The sequence below is a fragment of the Gilvibacter sediminis genome, from assembly GCF_028561565.1.
Classification (GTDB): domain Bacteria; phylum Bacteroidota; class Bacteroidia; order Flavobacteriales; family Flavobacteriaceae; genus Gilvibacter; species Gilvibacter sediminis.
Window position 1 is genome coordinate 71,563 of record NZ_JAQQTE010000022.1, and the last position, 26,816, is coordinate 98,378.

A 26,816-nucleotide genomic window follows, 5' to 3' on the forward strand; every position below is an offset into this window, starting at 1 on the left:
TTAAAAAGTAATTCTATGCGATTCATAGCGATCTATTTTGTCATAGCAGTACTAACGTCTAGTACCCTTTGGGCTCAGGATGCAGTCAATCAATTTGATGAAGCGGGCAAGCGTCACGGGACTTGGAAAAAGTACTTTCCCAACAGCAAACAGTTGCGGTATCAAGGTACCTTTGAGCATGGAAAAGAGGTGGGAACCTTTAAGTTCTATTGCCAAGACTGTGGATCCCAGCCCGCATTGGTCAAGGAATTTGAAGCGGGATCAGACTTGGCTCAGCTGACTTATTACGATAAAGGCGGAAAACTCATCAGCCAGGGCCAAATGCGCGGCAAGATGAAGACCGGCACTTGGACCTATTTCCACAAAGACGGCAAAACGATTATGACGGAAGAGAATTACGTCAACGATCAACTAGAAGGTCCAATGACGACCTACTATGCCAATGGGAATAAGACAGAGACCTTGATTTACAAAAAAGGGAAGAGAGAAGGCGAGAGTCGTTATTACTCACCGGCTGGGGTAGAGATCAAATTCTTTACTTATGCTAACGATATGCTGAACGGTCCGGTGAAATACTACGATGCGAAAGGTAATTTAATCATCAGCGGAAACTATAAGAATGACGCCAAACACGGGCTTTGGCAGTATTTTGAAGGCGGGAAGCTGGTCAAAGAAGAACGATTCCCCAAACCCAACGGGCAGTAGTTATCTGTCGATTTTTCGTATTTTTGCACCCCAGAATTTTTAAAGATGAAACGCGTTGTCGTAGGACTTAGTGGTGGAGTGGATTCCAGTGTAGCAGCCTACTTGCTCAAAGAGCAGGGGTATGAGGTCATTGGTATCTTTATGAAGAATTGGCACGATGATTCTGTGACCATTTCTAATGAATGCCCGTGGTTGGAAGATTCCAACGACGCCATGCTGGTTGCCGATAAGCTGGGAATTCCATTCCAAACAGTAGATCTGAGCGAGCAGTACAAAGAACGTATTGTAGACTATATGTTCCGTGAGTACGAGATGGGGCGCACCCCTAATCCGGATGTGCTTTGCAATAGAGAGATCAAGTTTGACGTATTTTTAAAGATCGCGATGGATCTCGGTGCAGATTACGTGGCTACGGGTCACTATTGTAGAAAAGGCACACAAGTCATTGATGGACAAGAGGTGTATTCTTTACTGTCTGGGGCAGATCCGAATAAGGATCAATCTTATTTCTTGTGTCAACTGTCTCAAGACCAATTGGCCAAAACGCTATTTCCCGTTGGAGAACTTCAAAAAGCAGAGGTGCGTAAAATTGCTGCTGAGCAAGATTTGATCACTGCAGAGAAGCGTGACTCCCAAGGATTGTGTTTTATTGGCAAAGTGCGTTTGCCGGACTTTTTACAACAACAATTGGCTCCAAAAGAAGGGCAAATTGTAGAAGTTCCTGCCGATCATCCCGTTTATGAATCAGCCTTACAAACCGAAGATACCTTAGAAGCTTTAGTGGCTAAACACGCTTATGAGCTCAGTGATGGGAAAGTGGTAGGCAATCATCAAGGAGCACATTACTTTACCAAAGGACAACGTAAAGGTTTGGCTGTAGGTGGAACCAAAGAGCCGCTTTTTGTCATTGATACCGATGTGACCAACAACATCATTTACACCGGCCAAGGTAAAGATCATCCAGGACTGTTCCGTAAAGGCTTGTTTGTGCAACAACCGGAAGTGCATTGGGTGCGTGAGGACTTGCGTTTGGAGGTAGATAAAAGCCTCGAAGTGATGGCGCGTATTCGCTACCGTCAACCGCTTCAAAAAGCCACTTTGCATCAAACCGAGCATGGCCTTTATGTCATCTTTGAAGAGGCGCAATCTGCGATTACCGAAGGTCAGTTCGTGGCTTGGTACCATCAAGAAGAACTGCTGGGAAGCGGCGTTATTTCCTAACTTTTTACGACCGAATTCGGTTTAAATATTCGTACTTTTCTGTGGTCTAAAACAAACTGCAGATGAGTAACGCAATCACTTCATTATTCGGAATTAAATACCCACTGATCCAAGGCGGAATGATCTGGAACAGCGGCTGGCGTTTGGCCAGTGCGGTAAGCAATGCTGGAGGTTTAGGTCTGCTAGGAGCGGGAAGTATGTATCCACAGGTGCTGCGCGAACACATTCAGAAGTGCAAAAAGGCCACAGATAAACCTTTTGGAGTAAACGTGCCCATGTTGTATCCAGATATTGAAGAGATCGTTGAGATCATCATTGAAGAAAAGGTTCCCATCGTCTTTACCTCAGCAGGAAATCCTAAGACCTATACCGCTCGTTTAAAGGAAGCTGGAATTACCGTGGTTCATGTGGTGAGTAGTGTGAAGTTTGCGCTTAAGGCTCAAGACGCTGGGGTAGATGCTGTGGTTGCCGAGGGCTTTGAAGCTGGAGGACATAACGGCCGTGAAGAAACCACCACCTTGACGTTGATTCCCATGGTCAAAGCACATTTAAAGGTGCCGCTCATTGCAGCAGGTGGGATTGCTACTGGTAAAGCCATGTTGGCCGCTATGGTTCTTGGGGCAGATGGTGTGCAACTCGGCAGTCGTTTTGTAGCCTCCGAAGAATCTTCAGCGCATCAACTGTTTAAAGAAGCCGTGGTAGCTGCCAAAGAAGGTGATACGGAGCTTACCCTTAAAGAGCTCGCACCGGTACGCCTGCTTAAAAATAAATTCTATCAAGACGTAAAAGACTTATACAAAACGGGACCAACCGTGGAAGAACTCAAGGAACTCTTAGGTCGGGCTCGCGCCAAGCGGGGCATGTTTGAAGGAGATATGGTAGAAGGGGAATTGGAGATCGGGCAGATCTCTGGATTAATTAATGAGATCAAACCCGCCGGGCAGATCGTTGCGGAAATGATCACAGAATACGAGCAGGCCAAGTTGCAAATCAATCAATTGTTCTAATGCGTGCGGTACACATACTTAACGGAGATGCTTTGTTGGAACGGTTTCCAGAAAGCATTTCGGGAGATCTTTTAGTTTGTAGAGAATGCCTTATTGACGGGCCTTTGCAGGGAAGGAACCCAGAGACCTTCTTTGCCAACCGGATGGCCTATTTAGATGTTTCTTATGAAGATCCCGGAGGTGAGTTTTATTTAGAAGCTGTGCTGCCTCAGTTTGAATTGATGATGAATATTCCCGAACAGTCCAAGGTGTATTTTTGGTTTGAAGCGGATCTGTTCTGTCAATTCAACTTTTGGTTTTGTGCTTCGCTTATGGATACGAGCTCAGATTGTGAGTACTATTTAGTGTTGCCACCAGAGCCGCACCAATACGGTTTTTCAGGCTTGAAGAATTCGGAACTTGAAGTACTGCAGGAAATTGCGATTCCCATCTCAGCCTTGCTCATGGCTTCCATTCAAGAATTGTGGAAGGCGGCACGCAAAGCAGACCAAAAAAAGGTCAATACACTTGCCACGATGTTATCTATTGCCGTTCCTGGGTTGAAAGACTTACCGTCTTTTTTGGAGCAGTTTTATAAGCAGCATTATTTAGAAGTTTTGGAAGATCTAATTGCAGATCCAGCATTGAACGACTTTCCGTCCGTCTTCCGTGCCTTTATGAAGCAAGAGCCGCAGTATGGATTTGGAGATCTGCTTTTAAAAAGATATTATGATCAACTAACTCATCAATAATAAATTTTGTCTCGAATGGATTTCAAACGAATTTTAAACTTAAAGGTTCTTCTTCTGTTTCTTATCATTGTGTTGTCCAAGCCGGCAAGAGGGCAGGAGTTTCAAAACCTTAAGGCTACAACTACCCGGCCCTATTACGATAAAGTGAAAGCCGATAGTATCACGGCCTTGAAATTCCATTCCAGTCAAAAAGCGGTCCTAATTCGTGCGCAAAAGAGTTATATCTCCTTCAACCTTTTCAATGCATCCATGAATCTGGTAGACGATCAAAAGGTCAAAAAGAGCCAGAAGGAGGTCTATTTGGGAGAGTATATTTTAGGCGATCGTGTTATTGCCTTGACCCACTCCTTTGCCGGTCGTGGTTTCAGTACGCTATACGCCTACACCTATGATGTCAACACCAAAAAACTCGATAAGAAAGAATTAATCGCCACCCCCATTGACAAGCGATTGGGGCTGTTTTCTACCAAGAAGAATTCAGAATTTATCATTGATGATGCTAAAGCCACTTTCAGCATAGTAACTACTTTTAAGCGTAAGGATTTGATCCAATACAGCTTCATAACCTTTGATGCCAATTCCTTGGAGAAGCTTTACTCACAGGATTTGCAAAGGCAAGACCTTCGGAATTATGTCATTTTGGATGTTCTGCTGAACAAGCAAGGGCAATTAGAGGTTTTTGGTCAGTTTACCGCGGAATCCTTACAGGCAAAAAAATCGGATAATGCCTTCTACGTTGCCACTTTAGATGTTATTGATGAAAACGGAATTGTCTCCAAGGAATTCGAGATTGATGAGCCGCTTCCCAACGGAATTCAACCTATCGCTACGGATACCTCCATTTATATGAACACATTCATAGAGGCTGAGACTGGAGGTGTTAATCAAATAGAGACCTCTGTATTTGATAGAAATAGTTTTACACGTTCTGATCAATTGGTCTATACCTTTGATCAAAGCGTTTATGAAGCTTTTTTTGGAACAGAACGAGGTAATCGGAAAAAGAAGAAGAGTAAGGGTTTAGGCGAGTTTAGTATTAATTACATTATTCCGTCAGGAGATAATGGCTATTTTGTCTTAGCCGAGCTGAAAGAAATAATTGTGACTATGACGGGTGGAGCAGTCTCTGCTGGAGGCTCAACGACCCGAACTGTTTATTCTGACCTCTTGGTGTTTTATATTGATAATAGTGGAGTTGTAGTATGGGCTGATCATGTTCAAAAAGATACGGCATCTTATAAAAGAGCTTACAATGCTTATATCAAAGATAGGCAGCTAAATATTCTGCTCAATGGAGGAAGGAATTACGATACTACAAAGAATGGAGATCCTAACTTGAAGCAAGGCTTCTTAGAGGGCTCGGCCCTATACCGCGTGGTCTACACCTTAGATGGGACTCAGAAAGTGCAAAAGATCCAGGATAACAAAGACGACTATTACCTACCCAGATATGGTGCCTATGTCAATGGTAAGTTTATCATGATCAGCGATTCGCGCTCCAAGCGTCGCTTTATGTTTTTGGAATAGGACCGTGTTTATTTAGGTAGATTCTTCCCGAATGTGACCTAGGTCACTTTTCAAAACGGTCAAAATCAATACTTTTCACAGATGAATAAGAAGTGGGTCAAACTCTTAATGGTATGCGCTATTTGTCTGGGCATCATTTATCTGTTGGCCGTGCTGATCGAAATTTTCAACAACTAAATCTTCCGTCATGAAAAAAAACATGGGAAACTTGGATCGTCTATTGCGCTTTGTCCTTGCCGTTGCTGCAGTAGCCTTGTATTATTTTGAAGTAGTAAGTGGAACTTTAGGAATTGCTGTCATGGTCTTAGCGGCGGCATTTCTTTTGACGAGTTTTGTAGGCTTTTGCCCGCTGTATTTGCCCTTCGGATTAAATACCTGTAAGGTAAAACAGGCCGAATAACCCTGACGAAAACGTTCGCGTAGATTCTAAAAACCTTACCGGGTCATTCATAGGGTTGCTGTGCCTAAAATTCGTTAATTTTAGGTAATAAATGCAGGCCAATGCAACAGACCAAGATGGAGCGTTTTGACACCTATGTCAGATCTCGCTATAACGTTTACAACAGTATATTCACCACCCTTCCGTTTGATCTAATCACCAATACAGGAGTGCTCTTACCACTTTTCGCTAAGATCTGTGAACAAGGATATGCGCTTAAAAAGAATCCCACGGAGATCGTGGCAACATTTTTTGCGCGCTATGCGGAAGATCTCAACGACAAGCAACGCTTGGATCTGCTCTTTAGATTCATTCAATACATTGAGCGGCAAGTGGTGCTTTTTGACGCTATTGAGGATGCTGCCTTTCCTGTGATCTATAATCTTGATGGCCGCGGAACCTTGAGAGGCGTTAAAGAAGAGGCCCAGCAGACCTATGCTACAGAAGCTTTAAAGGAGTATATGAAAGGCTTTCAAGTACGCACTGTACTCACTGCACACCCTACGCAGTTCTATCCCGGGCAAGTTTTAGGTATCATTACTGATCTGGCCAAGGCTATTGAGAACAATGCCTTAGATGACATTCAGAAGCTGTTGGGGCAGTTAGGAAAGACCCCTTTCTTTAAAAAAGAGAAACCGACCCCTTATGAAGAGGCCGTGCGGCTTATCTGGTATTTAGAAAATGTCTTCTATCCTTCTGTAGCCAATATTTACAAATACATCAATACGCATATTTTTGAAGGCGAGACCTTAAACAATCCTATAGTTTCTGTAGGTTTTTGGCCGGGAGGTGATAGAGATGGAAATCCATTTGTGACCACGCAGACCACCTTGGATGTGGCTCAACGATTGCGAAGTTCGCTCTTTAAAAACTACTACAGGGATATGCGTGCCCTAAGGCGCAGACTCACCTTTAAAGGAATTGATTCACGTACTGCGGATCTACAACAGGCTTTATACGATCACATCTTTCTGCCTCATGATCAAGTCACCTTGACTCCAGCTTATTTGTTGGATGAACTCAATGCCATTCGTGAAATTCTCATCAAAGAGCACCAAAGTCTCTTTTTAGATCAGTTGGATGCCTTTATTGGGAAGGTTCGTTTGTTTGGGTGTCATTTTGCAAGCTTGGATATCCGTCAAGATTCTAGAGTGCACTCTCGCGTGGTGGAAGCCATTGCATCTCAAACCACAGGAGTATTGCCAGATAATTATGCCACTTTAAGTGATGCTGATAAAATTGAAGCTTTGGTGCAGATCCAAGCCCAAGTGGATCCGGAGCAACTCCAAGATGAAATGGCGCAGAAAACACTCGGTGCCATTTACGCCATGAAGACCATTCAAAAGGCCAATGGAGAGGTAGGTTGTAGCCGTTATATAATTTCTAACAACGGGTCTGTGCTCAACGTTATGGAAGCCTTTGCCATGTTGTTCATGTGTGACTGGCCAACGCCAACGGTAGATGTGGTTCCGCTTTTTGAAACTATTGATGATCTGGCTATGGCCGATGAAGTCATGGCTACCTTATACCAGCACCCCGACTATTTGGCGCATCTAAAACGTCGCGGAATGAAGCAGACTGTAATGCTCGGCTTTAGTGATGGTACTAAAGACGGTGGCTATCTCATGGCCAATTGGTCCATATATCGCGCCAAGGAAAATATCACGCGAGTATCTCGTGAGCACGGAATCAGTGTTTCCTTTTTTGACGGTCGCGGAGGACCTCCTGCTCGTGGCGGTGGTAAAACGCATCAATTCTATGCTTCTCTCGGTCCAAATATTGAACACAATGTGGTGGAATTGACGATTCAAGGACAGACAATTAGTTCAAACTTTGGAACGCCAGAAAGCTGTCAATACAACTTGGAGCAGCTGTTGAGTTCTGGAATCAGTGGAGAGGTGTTTGCTGCGGAGAAGAATTTGATCTCCGATGCAGATAGAGCAACCATGGAACAATTGGGTCAGCGTAGTTACGAGGCTTATCAAGCCTTTAAAAATCACCCCTGCTTTTTGCCTTATCTAGAGCGGATGAGTACGCTAAAGTATTACGCCAAGACAAACATTGGGAGTCGACCTTCTAAACGCGGAGGTAAATCCGAACTGGTCTTTAGTGATCTGCGTGCAATTCCTTTTGTTGGGAGTTGGAGTCAGCTCAAACAGAACGTGCCCGGATTCTACGGGCTGGGAACGGCTCTTGAGGCTATGCAGGAGGCAGGACAGTGGGAAGCCGCGGTAAGTCTTTACAAGAATTCTGTCTTCTTTAAGACCTTAGTAGAGAATGCCATGATGAGCATGTCTAAGTCCTTCTTCCCCTTAACGGCTTATATGCAAGATGACCCTGAATTTGGGGAGTTTTGGGAGATGATCTATGAGGAGTTTAAGCGCACTCGAGATTTATTACTCAAGTTAACAGGAATGAAGCAGCTCATGGAAGATGCGCCTGTGATGCGAGCTTCCATAGGGATGCGAGAACAAATTGTATTGCCATTATTGACCATTCAGCAATTTGCTTTGCGGGAGATTCAGGAACTCCGATCTTCTGGAGCTGATGAAAAGGAACTGGCCGTCTTTGAAAAAATGGTGACCCGTTCACTATTTGGAAATATCAACGCGGCAAGGAATTCGGCATAAGGGTATCTTTTGTATTTGAGCCTCTCACTGAACAATGCTTAAAAAGTGATCTCATTTCTTTTGGGGTGATGTTTGCTTGGATGAATCTGCCTTTATTTTAGTACCTTAGGAATCCTACAGTTCACTAACAACCATTCAATTAGATGAAAAAATTATTCCGTGTTCTCGGATTAGCCCTTTTGGTGCTGATCGCGATAGTACTTGTAAAAACCTTTACGCTGAGTTCCAAACAAGTTCCAGCCGGCAGTATCGAGTCGGTTGCTGTATCCGACGATATCTATCAAAACCTAGCAGAAGCCGTCACGTATAGAACGATTTCTTTTAATGAAGATACTCCGCCAGATTCCACGGCCTTTTATGGTTTTCACAGATTTTTAGAACGCGCCTTTCCGCTTATTCACCAACAGCTGGAATTAGAAAAGATCAATGATTACAGTCTTTTATACACTTGGAAGGGAAGTGATGCTTCGCTTAAACCTATGATCTTAATGTCTCATATGGATGTGGTTCCGGTAGATGAGCCCACACTGACAGACTGGGAAGCTGGACCCTTTGAGGGCGCCATTACGCAGACCGATATCATCGGGCGCGGGACTATGGATGATAAAGGTACTTTAATGGCGGTTATGGAGGCTGTAGAAAAAATGTTGGAAGAAGGTTTTGGTCCGAAGCGAACCATTTATTTGGCCTTTGGTCATGATGAAGAAGTAGGTGGCCCTAGAGGAGCCAAGCAGATCGCTGCCCACCTCCAAAGTAAAGGAGTGCAAGCCGCTATTACTATAGATGAAGGTGGTTTTTTAGCAGACGGTTTGGTTCCTGGAATAGATCGTCCTGTAGCCATGATCAATTTGTCTGAGAAAGGCTTTGCCTCTTTTAGGCTGATCGTGGAGACCAGCGGTGGACATAGTTCGGCGCCGCCAGAAGAGAATACTATTGGTATTCTCGCCCAAGCTATCGTAGATTTAGAAGACAATCAGCGTCCCTATAAGTTGGTAAATCCAGTGGATTATCAGTTAGAATATATGGGGCCCGAATTACCCTTTATGCAGCGCATGGCCTTTGCCAATCCTTGGCTCTTTAAAAAGCCCATCTTGAAGGCTTTGAATTCTCATACTACCACGGCACCGACCATTATTGAAGGTGGCGTAAAAAACAATGTGATTCCAACAGTGGCAGAAGCTACTATCAACTTTAGAATACTGCCCGGAGAGACCATTGAATCCGTAAAAGAACACATTATTGCTACAGTCTCTGATAAGGTTAGGGTAGAGGCTGTGGGCTTTTTGACCAATCCGTCTCCGGTTTCTAGTGTGGAATCTGAGAACTTTAAGATTCTGGAGCAAACCATCCGTGATATCTATCCCAACAGTATTGTGGTACCTGGTTTGGTTGGCGGAGGAACGGATGCGCGATATTTCTATGACATTTCTGATGATGTCTATCGTTTTTATCCCATAAGACTTGACCCAACAAGTTTGACCCGATTTCACGGGATCGATGAGAAGATCAGCAAAGAAAATTACCTAGAGATCGTGACCTTTTCGTATCACATGATCAAAAGATTCAATCAATAACTAAACATAAACACCTTAGACATGGCAAATACAAATAATGCAGTAGATCGCCGTAAATTCATCAAACAAGCCTCATTAGCAACCTTGGCTTCTGGAGCGCTTTTGTCCTGGAATACGCCGCCGCTCAATGCAACGGCAAGCACTATAAATGATCGGAATATTGTAGGACCAAAAGACGGCTACAGCCCGCAGGTAGGTACGCTGGTCTCTATGATGAATTGGATGCGACACGTGATCTTAATGCCTGTGCAAGGAATGAGTACTTCAGACCTGGACTATTTGGTAGATGATAAAGCCAATTCTATTGGAGCCATGCTCTATCATTTGGCAGCTACGGAGCGTTTTTATCAAATTCACACCTTTGAGAACCGTGCTTGGGGCGACTGGGATGCCGCCGATACTGAAGAGTTTGGCGTAGCTATGGGGCTCGGTGATGCAGCGCGAGCAAGTATCAAAGGCAATCCTTTGGAGTTCTATATGGAGAAATTAGATCGAGTGCGTGAAAATTCTTTGACCGAATTGGCCAAACGCGATGACGATTGGTTGATGACCGTTGATCAAGAATGGCCTTGGGGACCAACAAATAATTATTGTAAATGGTTCCACGTGGTGGAGCACGAATCCAATCACAACGGACAATTTAAATTTATCAGAAGTCGTATTTCATAAGCGAACCGCTTGTGAATGAATTAGTTAATGCATAAACCATCAGCAAATGGACCCGAACAAACCCCTCAAAAAAGAAGACATCCCTCAAGAAGTATTTGATCTTTATGATGATTACGCTCACGACAAGATAGATCGACGCGGTTTTGTACAACGCTTGGGCTTGTATGCGGCAGGATCGGTGACCGTTGGCTCGCTCTTGAGTTTTATGGAGCCCAACTATCGCAACACCCAAATGGTTGCGGCAGACGACCCTGACTTGGATTCCAATTATGTAGAGTACGAATCACCTAAAGGAGGTGGAACCATTAGAGGATTACTGTCTATTCCCAAAGATGCCGATGAAAAGCTGCCGGGAATTGTGGTGGTGCATGAGAACCGCGGATTGAACCCCTACATTGAAGATGTTGGGCGTCGTGCCGCCAAAGCTAACTTTATCAGTATTGCTCCGGATGCTTTATGGCCGCTAGGGGGTTATCCCGGAAATGATGATGACGGACGCACAATGCAACGCAAAAGGGATCGGGCAGAAATGTTGGAAGATTTTATCGCTGCTTTTGAATATTTGAAGCAGCACCCTAAATGCAGTGGAAAGATCGGCGTGGTCGGTTTTTGTTTCGGTGGATATATTTCCAACATGATGGCTGTCCGTGTGCCAGACTTGGCAGCAGCAGTTCCGTATTACGGCAGACAACCCAGTGATGAAGATGCGGCTAAGGTAAAGGCTCCTCTTTTGTTGCAGTATGCGGAGTTGGACACTCGCGTAAATGCTGGATGGCCTGCTTACGAGACTGTTCTCAAAGCTAACAATATTGAATACACTGCTCATATGTATCCTGGGGTGAATCACGGGTTTCACAACAATACAACGCCCAGATACGACGAGCCCGCAGCGCAACTTTCTTGGGAACGCACCCTGGCCTTTTTCAACAAGCATTTAAGAGCTTAGAAGGCCCTGTTTTTGAAGCGTTAAATTCAACTAAAAACCCACTGTTTTTACTTAGAAAACGGCCGATTCTTCGTATCTTTATTTGTCCAAACAAAGGACTACTTTATGGACGATACCCAAACCGTCGTCATAGTGGGTGGAGGCTTCGCCGGCCTGGAACTCATCAAGCGTTTAAGCAACGACAAACGCTATAAACTCATTCTAGTCGATGCCAATAATTACAACTTTTTCCCGCCGCTGATCTATCAGGTTTCCGCAGGATTTATGGAGCCCTCTGCGATCAGTTATCCGTTCCGGAAGATTCTGCGCAAACACAAGAACGCGCGCTTCCGTCTGGGGGCATTGCAATCCATTCATCCACAGGAAAATAAGATCAAACTCAACAATGGAGAATTGCATTACGACAAGCTAGTTTTAGCCACAGGCGCAGAGACCAATTATTTTGGTAACGAGAATATTGCCAAATTCAGCCTGCCGATGAAAACCATCAGTGATGCTTTGTCTTTGCGCAATGTGATCTTTACACGTTTGGATCGAGCTACGCGTATGAAAGACCCCGTGCATCGCAAGCGTCACTTGACCTTTGTTATAGCAGGTGCAGGTCCAACAGGGGTGGAACTCTCTGGTATATTTGCGGAGATGCGAGAGCATATTTTGCAAAAAGATTATCCGGAGTTGGCTAAGGAAGACCTGGGAGAGATCTATTTACTGGATGGAAACGATACTGTTTTGGCGCCCATGTCCTCAGAATCGCAACGCTATACCCACAAGAAATTGGAAGAACTCGGTGTGCAAATTCGATTGAACACGCGCGTTGATGATTTTAAAGACAATGTGGTTTACCTCTCCGACGGAACTACCATCGAGTCTATTAATCTCATTTGGGCCGCTGGGGTCTCTGCCAAAACTTTTGAAGGAATACCTGCAGAAGCACTCGGCCCTGGAAGACGTATGAAAACCAACGGATTCAATCAGGTGGAAGGCTTTGAAAATATCTTTGCGTTGGGTGATGGCGCTTTTATAGCAGATGATCCTGAGTATCCGCATGGGCATCCGCAATTGGCTCAGCCTGCATTACAGCAAGCCAAAAACCTCGCATCAAACCTAAAACGTCCAAAAGAACAATGGAAACGCTTCAGCTATAAGGATTTGGGTGCAATGGCCATTATAGGTAGAAATAAAGCGGTCATGGACACGCCTGGGCAAAAAACGACCTTTAAAGGTTTCTTTGCCTGGCTGATCTGGATCTTCATTCACATTATGGGCTTGGTGAACTTTAAGAATCGCGTGCGTACCTTCTATAATTGGATAGGTTACTATATCTACAAGGATCAGTACTTCCGAATGATCATAAAGCCTCGGGAGCGCGAACAATAAGCAAAAAAGCACACAAGGCACTAAACCATTGTTCGTTTGCAAAGTCCAAAGGATGTTCACCAAAACATCTTTATGGACCCCAAACTCAATCACCTTTTGTTGCGTGCAGGCTTTGGAACCCAGCCCAAAGCTATATCTCGCTTGGGATGGAAATCACCAGCGGACGCCCTGCCATCACTTTTTAGAACGGATGATTTTTCCATTACTCTTCCCAAGGGTACTGGATCGGATAGGTCCAAGGTGGATAAATCCAAGATCCGCGAGCAGACCGTTGCTATGAATTTGGAGTGGCTTATCGGGATGGCGGAGTCCAAATCACCTCTGCAAGAGAAGATGTGCTTTTTTTGGCACGATCATTTTGGCGTGAAAGCAAAACTCCCTGTTTTAGCGGCAATCCACAACAATACATTGCGCAAATACGCCTTGGGCAAGTTTGGTGATCTGCTTCATGCTGTGGCCAAAGATCCTGCTATGTTGCTGTTCTTGAACAATCAGCAGAACAAAAAATCAGCACCCAATGAAAACTTCGCCAGAGAACTCTTTGAATTATTCACCTTAGGAGAAGGGCACTACACAGAATCAGACATTAAAGAAGCCGCCCGAGCCTTTACGGGTTGGAAGACCGATCGTCAAGGCGCTTTTCGTTTTGTGCGATTTCAGCATGATTATGGCGCTAAGACTGTCTTTGGGAAACGTAAAAATTTTACAGGTGAGCAAGTGGTCGATCTGGTCTTGCAACAGCCACAAACAGCGAAGTTCATCGTAGATAAGATTGTGGATTTTATGGTCGGCCCTCAATTAGATCAAGCCAAGCGCAGTGATTTATACAGCTCATTTCGTCGTAGCGATCTGCATATCGGGAAGCTATTGCAGGAAATATTTACTTCGGATTGGTTCTACGCGCAGGAGCATCGCGCGGCTCGAATAAAATCCCCCATAGAATTATTAGTAAGCGTTTGCCAGGCCTTTGATTTAAAAAAGGATTCCGGCATTGGCTTGTTGATGGCTCAGCGCTCTTTAGGGCAAGTTTTGTTTGCTCCACCATCTGTAGCTGGATGGCCCAGTGAAAGGCAGTGGATAGATAGTTCCTCCTTGCTTTACCGCCAGAATTTAGGTTTTGCGGTATTGCTGAATCGGGCGTTAAAGGGCATTGAAAAAGCCAATTTTGATGCTAAGGTTAAGGGTATGGACCTTCCTAAAGGCAGCAAACTCTTTAGTGCGTCTACGCGCTACTGGCAGGGACTTTCTACCGCAGCATGCAGTGAAATTTTGTTTGCTAAACCGCCAAGTCAACAGGTCTTAGCGCAAATTGATCGGGCCGCAGGGGCGGAGTCGACACCCGAACTCATGCGCTTAGCCTTGCTTATGGCCTTGCCCGAATACCAACTCTGTTAATACACGAAGCTATGGAAAGAAGAACTTTTTTAAAACGCAGCGCCTTAGCGAGTACCGCTTTGATGATCCCAGGCTTTTTACAGGCGCAGTTCAAACCCTTAAGTCAATTGGGTAAACGCTTGATCATTATTCAGCTTTCGGGTGGTAATGATGGGCTCAATACTGTGGTGCCTTTTAGGAATGACATCTATTACCGCAGCAGACCAGTTCTCGGTTTGAAACGCGATCAACTCAATGCAGTCACAGATGCGGTAGGATTTCATCCCGCTTTTAAGAATATGGCCAAACTCTATGAATCTGGTGATTTACTCACCATTAATGGCGTTGGGTATCCCAATCCGAACCGGTCGCATTTTAGGAGTATGGATATTTGGCATTCCGCTTCAGATAGCGATAAGCATTTACAATCGGGTTGGTTAGGGCGTTATTTGGATCACCAATGTGCAGGTTCGTGCGGTAATCCTTTGGCTATTGAAATTGATGGTAGTTTGAGTTTGGCGCTCAAAGGGGAGGAGCAAAAGGCTTTAGCGATTCGCAATGTGAAGCAATTCAACAAGATGTCCAAGAGCAGATTGAATCAGTTTTTGCTGCAACAACACGAAGCCGAACATCACCACGACAACCACGCCTATTTGTACAAGACCCTGCGAGAGACGGTAAACGCTGCAGATTATTTGGAATCTCGATTAAATCGTATGCCCACTCACAGTCAGTTTCCAAAAACGCAATTGGGGAGACAATTACGCACCATGACTCAAATGATGAGTGCAGGTTTGGACAGCAGTGTTTATTACACTTCTATGAGTGGATTTGATACCCATGTGAATCAAAAGCAACTGCAGCAAAGACTCTTGTCGCAGGTAGACGAGGCCGTGGGCGTTTTGGTTGATACCTTAAAAAAAGAGAATCTTTGGAAGGATACTGCGGTGATGATTTTTTCTGAATTTGGCCGTAGAGTTGTGGAGAATGGGTCTCAAGGCACCGATCACGGTTCTGGCAATCAAGTATTCCTACTCAGTGGTGGACTTAAAAAACAAGGCTTTTACAATGATTTGCCGGACCTAAGCCGTCTCAATGACGGAGATCTGGCCATGCAAATTGATTTTAGACAGATCTACACCACCCTTTTAAAGGATTGGTTTAATACAGATCCATCCGGAATTGTCCCCGGGAGGTTTGAACCCTTGAATATTTTCTAATAAAGCGCAATTGCTTAACTTCATCGCTCATAAAAAATCGAACTATGAAAAAATTGGCATTGCTAGTCTTCTTGACATTTTCACTTAGTCTAACGGCTCAGAATGAAAAACTGATCGGAAAATGGACCGGAGATAGTAAAGGAGAAGTAGGTAGCATTGTCTTTGACGATGAAGGTTTCATCACTTTCATTATTGAAGGGAACCCGATGGGTGGAAAAGCCTTTGACATGGATGGAGTTACCGCTAATATGACCTACGAGGTAGACTACAGCGTTAAACCTTACCCTGTAGAGATCAATGTGAATGTCCCAGAAGTGGGCACCTTAGGGACTATGTATGGCTTTATTGAATTTCTTTCAGACGATTCCATAAAAATGGCAGTGGGGCAATTGGGTGAAAAGATCACCGAAATTACCCCACAAAATTCCATTGTCCTTAATCGGGACGAGTGATTTAAACAACCTGATTTCTGATCAGATCCTCAAAGGTTTCGCGTTTGCGGATCAGTTTCCAGTCACCATCAATGAATAAGGCTTCAGCAGGGCGGTAACGGCTGTTGTAATTGCTCGCCATAGTAAAGCAGTAGGCTCCCGCATTACTGAAACTCAACACATCGCCTTCAGAGATCTCAGCGATGCGTCTATTGTTAGCAAAGGTGTCTGTTTCACAAATATACCCAACTACCGAGTAAAAACGCTCTTTACCTTCAGCATTGGAGATGTTTCTGATCTGATGTTGTGCGCCGTAAAGCATTGGACGGATCAAATGGTTAAAACCACTATCTACTTGAGCAAAAACGGTAGAGGTAGTTTGCTTAATGGCATTCACGCGGACTAAGAATTGACCAGCTTGACTCACCAAGAATTTTCCAGGTTCAAAAGCCAAGGTCAGCGGACGGCCGTATTCGGCCTCAAACTCGTTAAAGCGTTGGCTGAGTTTTTCTCCAAATTCTTCCACATTGGTTTCAATATCGCCTGCTTTGTAAGGAACTTTGAATCCACTTCCGAAGTCAATAAAGTCCAAAGTCTTAAAATGTTTCGCCGTCTCAAAGAGGATCTCAGAAGCATAAAGGAAAACTTCCACATCTAAAATATCACTTCCGGTATGCATGTGGATTCCGTTGATGTGCATTCCCGTATTCTCTACAATTCTCAAAATGTGAGGCAATTGGTGAATGCTGATCCCAAACTTGCTGTCAATATGCCCTACAGAGATGTTGGTGTTTCCACCTGCCATAACGTGCGGATTGATGCGGATACATACAGGAATATCGGGATGTGCGGTTCCAAACTGCTCTAAAATAGCGAGGTTATCAATATTGATCTGCACCCCTTTGGCAGCAACTTGTTCGATCTCTTCAAAAGAAACACCGTTGGGCGTATAAATGATGTCTTTCGGATCTACACCGGCCTCCAGTCCGATAAGCACTTCTTGAATGGATACGGTGTCCAATCCGGCGCCAAGGCCATTGATGAGTTTTAAAATGGACAAATTGTTCGAGGCCTTGACCGCATAATGGATCTTGAGCTTCTTTACCTGTTTAAAAGCTGCAGTGAGGCGTTTGTATTGAGACGCGATCATTTGGGCGTCATACACATACAAAGGGCTGTCAAAGCGATCTACAGCTGTTAAAAGGTCTTGATTTGTCATTGTTTTAAAATTTTAGCCTACTAAATTAAGCAAGCCGATTAAATCTTCTGCAAGTCAGAGTCGATAAAAAAGTGTTAAGCTTTCGATAAGACACTTATTTTCTAGTGGAAATTTGTTGGCTTAGACCGTTCGCATTTGCTACCTTTGCAAAACAGAAAAAAACACGACCGAGCATATGAATCTACACGAATATCAAGGCAAGGAAATATTAAACAGTTTTGGGGTACAGATCCAAAGAGGATACGTAGCCGAAACTCCAGAGCAGGCTGTTGATGCTGCAAAGAAATTAACGGAAGAGACCGGAACCGGTTGGCATGTGATCAAAGCACAAGTGCACGCTGGAGGTCGCGGAAAAGGTGGCGGAGTAAAATTGGCCAAGAACTTGGACGAAGTTCGCGAGATTTCCGATCAGATCTTAGGTATGCAACTCATCACTCCGCAGACTTCTGCAGAAGGAAAAACTGTTCACCAAGTATTGATTGCTGAAGATGTTTACTACCCTGGAGATTCAGAGCCAAAAGAATACTATATGAGTGTACTTTTGGATCGTGCCGCAGGTAAAAATATGATCATGTACTCTCCACAAGGAGGTATGGATATTGAAGCGGTTGCAGAAGAAACTCCGGAATTGATCTTTACAGAGACTGTGGAGCCAGACACCGGATTACTTCCTTTCCAAGCGCGTCGTATTGCCTTTAACTTGGGCTTGAGCGGTAAAGCATTTAAAGAGATGACTAAATTCGTTTTTGCTTTGTACAAAGCTTACGAGAACTCAGATTCTTCTCTATTTGAGATCAACCCAGTATTGAAGACCAGTGATGATCGCGTGATCGCGGTGGACTCTAAGGTAACTATTGATGACAATGCGCTCTTCCGTCACAAAGATTACGCAGCTATGCGTGACGTTCGTGAAGAGAATCCAATTGAGGTTGAGGCCAAAGCTGTTGGTTTGAACTATGTAGATCTTGACGGAAACGTTGGATGTATGGTAAACGGAGCCGGCTTGGCAATGGCGACTATGGATTTGATCAAGATGGCCGGTGGAGAGCCAGCCAACTTCCTTGACGTAGGAGGAACTGCAGACGCTGAGCGTGTGGAAACAGCTTTTAAGATCATTCTTCGTGATGAGAATGTAAAAGCGATTCTTGTGAACATTTTTGGAGGTATTGTACGTTGTGACCGTGTGGCGCAAGGTATTGTAGATGCCTACAAGAACATCGGGGACATTCCTGTACCAATCATTGTTCGTTTGCAAGGAACCAATGCTGAATTAGCGAAGGAAATCATTGATAATAGTGGTTTGGATGTGCATTCTGCAGTAGAATTTAAAGAAGCATCAGATAAAGTTCAGGCGGTACTCGCATAAACTTTGAAACATACTTAAAGCTCCCGTAAACGCTGGTTTTCGGGAGTTTTTTTATGCCCTATTTTGAATGTTAACTAGTTCAAATAATCGTTAAACTGTCGTTAAATCAAGCCTTTAGAAGTAACTATTTAATTTTTGAGCAGTCTATTAGGTGTACATCAATTTAAATCGAACAGTAATGCGAAAATTAAGTTTATTAGTAGTTGCCCTAGCGTTTTTTGTAGGGACTACTGCAAATGCGGCCACCGAGCCAACAAACGAGAACCCAGTAACGATCACTCAAGAGATCGGGAAGTTTTTAGCCAACCCAGACTTTGATTTTGGAGGGGAGGAGATCGCCAAGGTTTCTTTCATGATCAACAAAGACAATGAGGTGGTTGTACTGTCTGTAGATTCAGACAATGACACTGTGGTGACTTACATCAAGTCAAGATTGAACTATCAAAAACTTGAGACAAGCGCTCAGAAAGGAATGGAATATACAGTGCCCGTGCGATTGAAGACGGTAGTGTAGAGGAGGCACTGTAAAAAAGAAGAATCCCGCAGTCTGGCTGCGGGATTTTTTTTGGTCCTTGCTTTTCCCTATTTTTACCCCACTACAACAGATGGATAAAAAAGAGGAAAAATTAGGACTACTCAGTGATTTGATTGCTTTAGCGCAGGCGGATCACCATATTTCTGAAGAGGAATATCAATTTATCATGACCTTGGCCAAGCGCTTTGAAATTGATAAGGAGACGGTTCACGACCTCTTTCACAATCCTGTGGAATCCAAGCCAATCGTTACGGAACTCGGGCGCATCACGCACTTTCACAAATTGGTGTTGATGATGAATATTGACCTCAAAACCAAAGACGCTGAGGTTGCCGCATTGCGGAACTTTGGACTCAAGATGGGGATTCGTATGGAGATCATTGATCAGGTGATGCTCCGCATGGATAAATACGAGAACAAGCTCATTCCTGCTGACGAGTTGGTGCGTATTTTCCAAGCCTACTACAACTAAACTGTCAATTCGGCATTAAAATTTATACCAATCACGTCAAAATGGCGTGAAAATAGCAATGGAATCGAAATTGCTATACACTAGACGTAAATAAATTTTTCATGTTATGAGTTTAGTTAAAAGAAATACACGATTTGGATTCCCTTTACTATTAGACGATCTGTTTTTAAATGATCGCTTGGATGTATGGGGAGGACAAAGAGCCGCCCTGCCGGCAGCCAACATTAAAGAAACCGAAGATGATTTTCAAGTGTCCTTGGCGGCCCCAGGCTTTAAAAAAGAAGATTTTAATATCAACCTAGAAGATGATGTGCTAACCATATCATCAACAGTTGAGAATACATCAGAAGTCAAAGATGAGAAGGAGCGCTATACGCGCAAGGAGTTTAGTCGTTCAAGCTTTAGCCGCGCCTTCAGTCTTCCAGAAGATGTAAAACAAGACGAGATCTCAGCAGCCTATACCGATGGTATTTTGACCATTGTTGTTCCTAAGAACAAAGAGGCTCAGCTGTCTCAAAAGCGCACAATTGCAATTTCATAGTTATCCTAAGACTCTATTAGGAAATTTGGTTAGTTAGTTGTAGTAAGTCAGATCTTTGCAATTGGGGTCTGACTTCTTTTTTTTGGTGACTAACGTCTGCGGCGTCTGCGTGGAGTTTGAGCGGCGGCCACCTTAGAAGAGGTGCTCACCATGGCCTCGATCTCTTGGAGTTCTTTAGCAGTGAGGTCTCTCCACTTACCTTCAGGAATACCATCTAGCGTAATATTCATGATGCGGACCCGTTGCAAACGGGTTACTTCATAGCCTAAGTATTCACACATTCTGCGGATCTGTCTATTGAGGCCTTGCACTAAGATGATTTTAAAGACAAATCGACTCAGACGTTCCACCTTGCACTTTTTAGTAACGGTTCCCAAAATTGGGATCCCTCCAGCCATGCGTCTCACAAACTCCTCAGTTATTGGGCGGTCTACAGTAACGATGTATTCCTTTTCGTGTTGATTCCCGGCGCGAAGTATTTTGTTGACGATATCACCGTTGTTGGTTAGAAAAATCAGGCCTTCACTGGGTTTGTCCAAGCGACCCACGTGAAAAATGCGCTCCTTGTGGTTGATATAACTGATGATATTTCCCGGAATGCTTTCATCCGTTGTACAGGTAATACCTACGGGTTTATTAAAGGCGATAAAGACATCGTCCTCTTTTTTATTGGCCGATTTTCCATCTACACGAATCTCATCATCGGGCAGAACACGATCTCCCAAAACCGCTTTCCGGCCATTGATGGTCACCCGACCTTGCTCGATCAAAGCGTCAGCTTGACGGCGCGAGCAAAATCCTTGTTCGCTTAAGGCTTTATTAATGCGGATGCTGTCTGCTGCGTGCTCCATTATTAGAGGGTTTCCATTTCTTTCTGATACTGCTTGATCTGATCACGCAATTTAGCAGCGAGCATAAAATCCAACTCTTTTGCGGCCTTTTCCATGGCCTTGCGCGTATCGCGAATGCGCTTTTCTATCTGAGGTTTGGTCAAGTACTCTTCCGGGCGTTCTTGCAACAATTCTTCCGCGGTATCAAAGGTAAAACGTTCGGTCTTTTCTTTAGTCAAAGCATTGTCCAAAGACTTTTTGATCGCCGTTGGTGTAATGCCGTGTTTCTCGTTATAGGCGATCTGCTTTGCTCGTCGGTAATTGGTACCGTCTATGGTTTCTTGCATACTCCGAGTAATCGTGTCTGCATACATAATGGCCTTTCCGTTAATGTTTCGTGCTGCGCGCCCTACGGTTTGCGTCAAAGAGCGATTCGATCTTAAGAAACCTTCCTTATCCGCATCTAAAATAGCTACCAAGGACACCTCCGGTAAGTCCAATCCTTCACGTAAAAGGTTCACTCCAATGAGCACATCAAAAAGACCCATGCGCAGATCCTGCATGATCTCTACGCGTTCCAAGGTGTCTACATCACTGTGAATATAACGACAACGGATCTGAATACGCGTGAGGTATTTAGTGAGTTCTTCTGCCATGCGTTTGGTCAAAGTAGTTACCAAAACGCGTTCGTCTTTTTCTACGCGCAGTTGAATCTCTTCAATAAGATCGTCAATTTGGTGTAAACTCGGACGGATCTCGATCACCGGATCCAATAGGCCTGTAGGGCGGATGATCTGTTCGGTATAAATTCCTTCTGATTTACCCAATTCATAATCCGCAGGCGTTGCACTCACATAGATCACCTGATTCTGAAGCGCTTCGAATTCTTCAAACTTTAATGGACGGTTGTCCATGGCTGCGGGCAGTCTAAATCCGTATTCCACCAGATTCTCTTTACGAGAACGGTCACCTCCATACATGGCACTTACCTGCGGAATAGACACGTGACTCTCATCCACCACCATTAAATAATCGTCTGGGAAGTAGTCCAACAAACAGAAGGGACGGGTTCCGGGTTCGCGGCCGTCCAAATAGCGCGAATAATTCTCAATACCGGAGCAATAGCCCAGTTCGCGTATCATTTCTAGGTCAAAGTTGGTGCGTTCTTCCAGGCGTTTTGCTTCTAATGGCTTACCGATCTCTCTAAAGTAATCCACCTGCTTCACCAGATCATCTTGGATGTTGTGGATGGCATTTTGCAGCACATCTGGAGAGGTCACAAACATATTGGCCGGGTAGATCGTCAAGCGGTCGTAGCGCTCAATAAGGTTGTTGTTGCTTGGGTCAAAGGCTTCGATCTCTTCAATCTCATCTCCGAAGAAATGAATTCTAAAAGCGATATCCGCATAGCTGGGATAGACATCCAAAGTATCTCCTTTAATCCTGAAATTCCCATGGTTGAACTCAGCCTCTGTTCTTGAGTACAAGCTTTGAACCAATTTGTGCAAAAGAGCCGTGCGGGAGATCATTTCTCCTTGCTCCAGTTTGATCACGTTCTTTTGAAACTCGATCGGGTTTCCAATACCGTAAAGACAACTCACGGATGCCACCACAATCACATCGCGTCTACCCGAAAGCAGGGAAGAGGTGGCGCTCAAACGCAGCTTCTCAATTTCTTCGTTGATGGAGAGGTCCTTTTCAATATAGGTTCCACTAGTCGGAATATAGGCTTCAGGTTGGTAGTAGTCGTAATAGGATACAAAATACTCCACCGCATTGTTGGGGAAGAATTGCTTGAATTCGGTGTACAACTGAGCTGCCAAAGTCTTGTTGTGAGCCAGTACCAGCGTGGGTCGCTGTACTTCTTCAATGACATTGGCTACGGTAAAAGTTTTTCCACTACCGGTGACCCCCAAAAGTGTTTGGTACTTTTCTCCGGTTTCAATCCCCTCAGCCAAGGCTTTGATGGCTTCAGGTTGATCTCCAGTCGGCTTAAAATCAGAAACAATAGTGAATTTCATAGGCTTTTTCTCTCCGCGAATCGGACCTTAAAATTACCACTTTTTCAGGGCATAAAAAACAAAAACGGCCCGTATTGATACGAGCCGTTTTTATTTATTAAGATGACACTTTGGTCAAGGTCATTAGTAATTCAGATACACCCAACCGCTATAGAGTTGTTGGGTTTCTGCGGATTGTGAGCTGTCTGGCGCATCGTTGAGTTGAAGGGTGTAGAAATATGTTCCCACAGGTAATAACTCCCCATTCTGAGCTGCTGCTCGACCGTCCCATTGATCTGTGCTTGCATTGGCACTATAGACCATGATGCCTCGGCGATCAAAGATTTTAAGTTCAAAATTTGGATGATTTTCCAAACCAAGTATGGCAAAGGTATCGTTAAAACCATCCCCATTTGGCGAAATACCTTGTGGGATCTCTACAGCACAACTAATAATGCTAAAACCTGCCAAACCAACGGCGTAGCAGCCATTGGCAGAGGTTCCGCGTATGTAGATCGTTCCAACGTCACCATTAATGGTATAATTTGAAGGATCGCTAATGGGGTTATTGCCGTTTTCTGCATCTTCTGAAGTGGTATGATAGGTGTATTCCAACGGAACTTCCGTAGTGCCAATAGCCTCGATTAAAGAGGTTAGGTCAAAACTCGCTGTTCCGTCCGAACCTGTCGCGCAAAGCTCAATAAAGTCCAATACAGCCAAAGCGGGAACCACATCAACCTGTAACTCCACGGTGGTGGTGTTGAAACAGCCTGTGGCAGTATTGGTGACACGGATATACACAATCTCAGGATTGCTTGTATTGGTGTAATTCAATGGCAATGGATTGTCTCCGCTAGCAGCGTCAGCTTCACTATTATGGAAGGTCGCAAACAGATCGGGGTCAGCATCGCCACCACTTACTACAGCAATCAAGGGTTCAAGATCAAATGTAGCTGTAGGACCATCATTACTGCATTCTAAAAGTGGTTCCGGTGCAATCAATGTAGGAACAGCCAAAACTGCCAAAGTCAATTCCGTAGTACTAAAACAACCGGTGGAGGGGTCTGTGACACGAGCGTAAACCGTTTGTGGATTACTCGTGTTGGTGTACGGACTCACTAATGCAGCTGTTCCGGCCTCAGCATCGGCTTCGGTTTCATGATAGCTAACTTCCAAACTGGCATCACCGCCTGTAATCTCTGAGTCTTTGGAGTTAAGGTCAAAGGCTTCGATCTCATCACCGGGATTGTTCTGGTCACACAGTTCTAATGGAGACGGTTCGACGATCACTGGGCCATCCAAAACTATAAGGGTCAAGGATTCAATACTGAAACACCCTGTGGTATCATCCTCAACACGTGCAAAGACGTTCTGCGGATTCGCAACATTCGAATACGGACTGCTTAAAGCCAAGGAGGTATCTCCAGAAGCGGCATCTGCCTCCGTTAAATAATAATTTACTGTAACTCCAGCAGCTCCTCCGGTGATCTCAGCATCACGGGAAGTCAGATCAAAGGGCTCAATGCCATCAAAAGGCAGCATATCACAGAGTTCATAGGCCTCTGGTGCAGTGGTCGCCGGGCCTTCATTTACGGTTATTGCAAAGCTTCCAATAGTAAAACAACCTGTGGTAGGATTCACGATTCTCACCCAGATAAGCTGCGGATTCACCACATTTGAATAAGCCGTAGGGTCTGCAATGGCTCCTGTGCCTGCATCGGCATCAGCCTCTGTTTCGTGGAAAGTAATATCCACACCAGTTTCTGTTGTGATCTCTGAGATCCAGAAAGTCAAATCAAAAACCGTAATCTCATCGGCAACTTCATCGTCACACAACTCATAGGTAGTGATAGGGTCATTGATCTCAGGAGAATCCAATACCGTAATGGTAAAGCTAACGATATCAAAACAGCCGCCTGAATTCTCAATGCGCGCCCAAACTACCTGAGGATTCTCAGTATTGGTATAAGGCATGATCAGCTCTGTACCTGCTACACCTGCTAAAGCATCAGCTTCTGAGACATAATAAGTCACAAAAGTATCGGGCTGCCCCGCGATGATCTCTGCATCTGCTAAGGTTAGATCAAATTCGGCAAAACCATCATTATCGTCATCACAAACCGTAAGATCCGTAGGTGTATTTGCCACTGGAGTATTAAAGAAGGTCACAATCACCGTATCGGCAACAGTACATTCTCCATCTGTGGCCTCACAGCGGTAACTTCCCGTAGTAGTGGCGTCGTAAGTTGGATCCGTAGCCCCAACGATAGGTGCGTCATCTAGGAACCATTGGTAAGTCACACCAGCAGTGCCTGTATCGGCATCTAAAGTAATCGGGTCGGTATCACAAGTTCCTATATCCTCACCAAGGTTGAAACTGAAAGTAGCGTTGGTAGTGACGGTAACGGTATCTTCTACAGTTACTGTCTCTCCATTACAGTTTAGGTAATCCACACGAGCAGTATAGGTTTGTGTGCCTGTCGGGCAGACCGTAATATTTGCGGTATCACCAACCACAGCGCCAGATTCATCCAACCAGGTAATGCTGGTCACACTCGGGCCGTCTGGAATAAAGCGCCAGGCTTCAAATTCCGTGGTCCACGGCGAATCGGAAGTATTTCTCCCGGGCGGAACAAAGGCCTCTGTGCCTTCATTGTTCTGTATCCCTAAAACGGCGTTACCGTCATTCCAAGTCTCGCAGGTTGGTTTGTTTAGGATGTATACGTCAATAATATTGGTGGTTTCATACAATACTGCCATTTGTGTAGCTAGTAGATCACCACAACTGGCCGAGAACATGGGCACTTCAAAATAAGACACGACCAAAACGCGATTTGGCGCCGTTCCCAAGACCTCATAACCGATCTCCTCAAAATCACTGGTTGCAGGATTGATGTCATGTCCAGGGGTAAAGATGTTCGCTTCTCCTAAGGTTGGATTGTCATTATTGGGCAGATCTTCATCAAATGACCAACCGTTGGAAGTGTCTGAACCATCCACTTCAAAACGAATAACCCCGTTGGACCCTACTTGGAATTGGGTCTCTGCTCCTCCGAAGAAACAAAAATCAAAAGGCAGGTCCTCTACATCCGACCAAGCGTCATCAATGTCTGGATTTAAACTGTTGGCTAATCCGTTAAAGGAAAAAGGTGGGTCAAAAGGAATTGGCACTACGTTATAAGTGGTTGTTTCTCCAATAGAAAGGAAGTCAGCGCTTAGGTCTGCACAAATCTCCCCAGAAGAACAGTCTAGGGTAACGTCAGGCCCCGCGTCTACAAATGGATTCCCAACGGAAACATCAAATTCGATGTCCGCTGTTAATTCTATTCGAGTTTGATCCACACATCCCGCTGCGTCCGTAGCAGTAAAGCTGATCGGATATAAGCCCGGAGAGGTATAAGCGTGCATTGCGCTTAGGCCGCTCATTACAGTTCCGTCACCGAAGTCCCACTCATAGGTGGCTCCCGCGTCTGAATCTGCAAAGACAGCAGAAGCGTTTACCGTGATGACTTCATCCACGTCGGCTTCAATGATGCCACCAACTGCTGCAGGTGTAGAACCGTCAAAGGTGGTTGAAATCTCTTGGCAACAGCTTATCTGCGCTTCCCAACCAATGGAGGTGAAGAATTCATTCGATACGAATTCAAAGGTCAAACATCCAGAAGGATTCGTCGGTGATGGACGTACAATTCCAGGACTGTTGGTACCCGAAAAATCACCAATTACGGGAGCAGAGGTGTCAGCACCATCATAAATGGTCAATACGTCGTTAGGAGTTTCTGTAGTAAAGCTGGTGAAATCTACTTGGAGTATACCGCCAGAACCATCGTCACAAAGCGTGAGTACTAAGGTTTCATTATTTGAATAAGGGGCAGCAGGTCCTCCGGAATCGTAAAAGTTACCGGTGCACACATTAAAACTGCCGTTTTGCATATTGATCTCTTGTGCTATGACATTACAAGTCAATAGCCCGAGAAAAAAGAGGAGTAGTTTAGTTTTCAT

The 26,816-nt window shown here is 44.6% G+C and carries 22 protein-coding genes; 18 read left to right on the plus strand and 4 right to left on the minus strand.

The genetic code is table 11. The features are described from left to right. The first annotated feature begins 15 nt into the window (after nucleotides 1-15). The 14 genes from POW22_RS12495 (at nucleotide 16) to POW22_RS12560 (ending at nucleotide 15,872) form a co-directional block, all read left to right on the plus strand. On the plus strand, nucleotides 16-705 hold the full coding sequence (locus tag POW22_RS12495; RefSeq protein WP_272833047.1) for a toxin-antitoxin system YwqK family antitoxin: 690 nt from the start codon (nucleotides 16-18) through the stop codon (nucleotides 703-705). A 45-nt stretch (nucleotides 706-750) separates the two neighbouring features. After that, a complete protein-coding gene (mnmA, locus tag POW22_RS12500) occupies nucleotides 751-1,926 on the plus strand; it encodes a tRNA 2-thiouridine(34) synthase MnmA (RefSeq protein WP_272833048.1) in 1,176 nt (391 codons plus the stop codon). 62 nt (nucleotides 1,927-1,988) lie between these two features. Next, a complete protein-coding gene (locus POW22_RS12505) occupies nucleotides 1,989-2,933 on the plus strand; it encodes an NAD(P)H-dependent flavin oxidoreductase (RefSeq protein WP_272833049.1) in 945 nt (314 codons plus the stop codon). Further along, complete coding sequence (locus tag POW22_RS12510; protein ID WP_272833050.1) at nucleotides 2,933-3,664, plus strand: hypothetical protein; 732 nt, start codon at nucleotides 2,933-2,935, stop codon at nucleotides 3,662-3,664. Before POW22_RS12505 ends, POW22_RS12510 begins: the two co-directional genes overlap by 1 nt. A gap of 15 nt (nucleotides 3,665-3,679) precedes the next feature. After that, a complete protein-coding gene (locus POW22_RS12515) occupies nucleotides 3,680-5,191 on the plus strand; it encodes a hypothetical protein (protein WP_272833051.1) in 1,512 nt (503 codons plus the stop codon). A gap of 187 nt (nucleotides 5,192-5,378) precedes the next feature. Further along, a complete protein-coding gene (locus POW22_RS12520; RefSeq protein WP_272833052.1) occupies nucleotides 5,379-5,591 on the plus strand; it encodes a YgaP family membrane protein in 213 nt (70 codons plus the stop codon). Nucleotides 5,592-5,692: 101 nt separating this feature from the next. Next, entirely contained in the window at nucleotides 5,693-8,260 is a 2,568-nt protein-coding gene (locus tag POW22_RS12525) for a phosphoenolpyruvate carboxylase (protein WP_272833053.1), read from the plus strand. A gap of 143 nt (nucleotides 8,261-8,403) precedes the next feature. After that, on the plus strand, nucleotides 8,404-9,834 hold the full coding sequence (locus tag POW22_RS12530; RefSeq protein WP_272833054.1) for a M20 family peptidase: 1,431 nt from the start codon (nucleotides 8,404-8,406) through the stop codon (nucleotides 9,832-9,834). A 21-nt stretch (nucleotides 9,835-9,855) separates the two neighbouring features. Then, complete coding sequence (locus POW22_RS12535) at nucleotides 9,856-10,503, plus strand: mycothiol transferase (protein WP_272833055.1); 648 nt, start codon at nucleotides 9,856-9,858, stop codon at nucleotides 10,501-10,503. 46 nt (nucleotides 10,504-10,549) lie between these two features. Then, nucleotides 10,550-11,449, plus strand: coding sequence for a dienelactone hydrolase family protein (locus POW22_RS12540; protein ID WP_272833056.1), 900 nt, complete (start codon nucleotides 10,550-10,552; stop codon nucleotides 11,447-11,449). Nucleotides 11,450-11,554: 105 nt separating this feature from the next. After that, nucleotides 11,555-12,826: an NAD(P)/FAD-dependent oxidoreductase gene (locus POW22_RS12545; protein ID WP_272833057.1), complete on the plus strand. Its 1,272-nt coding sequence runs from the start codon at nucleotides 11,555-11,557 to the stop codon at nucleotides 12,824-12,826. 36 nt (nucleotides 12,827-12,862) lie between these two features. Next, nucleotides 12,863-14,221 (plus strand): DUF1800 domain-containing protein, encoded by a 1,359-nt coding sequence (locus POW22_RS12550; protein WP_272833058.1) that lies wholly within the window; start codon nucleotides 12,863-12,865, stop codon nucleotides 14,219-14,221. Nucleotides 14,222-14,232: 11 nt separating this feature from the next. Then, nucleotides 14,233-15,420, plus strand: coding sequence for a DUF1501 domain-containing protein (locus POW22_RS12555; RefSeq protein ID WP_272833059.1), 1,188 nt, complete (start codon nucleotides 14,233-14,235; stop codon nucleotides 15,418-15,420). Nucleotides 15,421-15,464: 44 nt separating this feature from the next. Then, nucleotides 15,465-15,872: a hypothetical protein gene (locus POW22_RS12560; RefSeq protein WP_272833060.1), complete on the plus strand. Its 408-nt coding sequence runs from the start codon at nucleotides 15,465-15,467 to the stop codon at nucleotides 15,870-15,872. A 1-nt stretch (nucleotide 15,873) separates the two neighbouring features. Here POW22_RS12560 and lysA read toward each other — a convergent pair whose 3' ends face one another. Beyond that, the gene (gene lysA, locus POW22_RS12565) at nucleotides 15,874-17,070 is read right to left on the minus strand and encodes a diaminopimelate decarboxylase (RefSeq protein WP_272833061.1); all 1,197 of its coding nucleotides are present in this window, start codon (nucleotides 17,068-17,070) and stop codon (nucleotides 15,874-15,876) included. A 175-nt stretch (nucleotides 17,071-17,245) separates the two neighbouring features. On the opposite strand from lysA, the gene sucC reads away from it, so the two are divergent. From sucC to POW22_RS12585, 4 genes are all read left to right on the plus strand, one after another. Then, entirely contained in the window at nucleotides 17,246-18,436 is a 1,191-nt protein-coding gene (gene sucC, locus POW22_RS12570; RefSeq protein WP_272833062.1) for an ADP-forming succinate--CoA ligase subunit beta, read from the plus strand. A gap of 178 nt (nucleotides 18,437-18,614) precedes the next feature. Then, nucleotides 18,615-18,950 carry a hypothetical protein gene (locus POW22_RS12575; RefSeq protein WP_272833064.1) on the plus strand — a complete coding sequence of 112 codons (336 nt, stop codon included), beginning with the start codon at nucleotides 18,615-18,617 and terminating at the stop codon, nucleotides 18,948-18,950. A gap of 91 nt (nucleotides 18,951-19,041) precedes the next feature. Continuing rightward, the gene (locus POW22_RS12580; RefSeq protein ID WP_272833066.1) at nucleotides 19,042-19,443 is read left to right on the plus strand and encodes a TerB family tellurite resistance protein; all 402 of its coding nucleotides are present in this window, start codon (nucleotides 19,042-19,044) and stop codon (nucleotides 19,441-19,443) included. Nucleotides 19,444-19,549: 106 nt separating this feature from the next. Continuing rightward, nucleotides 19,550-19,984, plus strand: a complete 435-nt coding sequence (locus POW22_RS12585) for an Hsp20/alpha crystallin family protein (protein WP_272833068.1) — start codon at nucleotides 19,550-19,552, stop codon at nucleotides 19,982-19,984. An 89-nt stretch (nucleotides 19,985-20,073) separates the two neighbouring features. Here POW22_RS12585 and rluF read toward each other — a convergent pair whose 3' ends face one another. The 3 genes from rluF to POW22_RS12600 form a co-directional block, all read right to left on the minus strand. Continuing rightward, nucleotides 20,074-20,835, minus strand: coding sequence for a 23S rRNA pseudouridine(2604) synthase RluF (gene rluF / locus POW22_RS12590; protein ID WP_272833069.1), 762 nt, complete (start codon nucleotides 20,833-20,835; stop codon nucleotides 20,074-20,076). A 2-nt stretch (nucleotides 20,836-20,837) separates the two neighbouring features. Next, nucleotides 20,838-22,835 (minus strand): excinuclease ABC subunit UvrB, encoded by a 1,998-nt coding sequence (gene uvrB / locus POW22_RS12595; RefSeq protein WP_272833070.1) that lies wholly within the window; start codon nucleotides 22,833-22,835, stop codon nucleotides 20,838-20,840. 123 nt (nucleotides 22,836-22,958) lie between these two features. Further along, a complete protein-coding gene (locus POW22_RS12600) occupies nucleotides 22,959-26,816 on the minus strand; it encodes a T9SS type B sorting domain-containing protein (RefSeq protein ID WP_272833072.1) in 3,858 nt (1,285 codons plus the stop codon).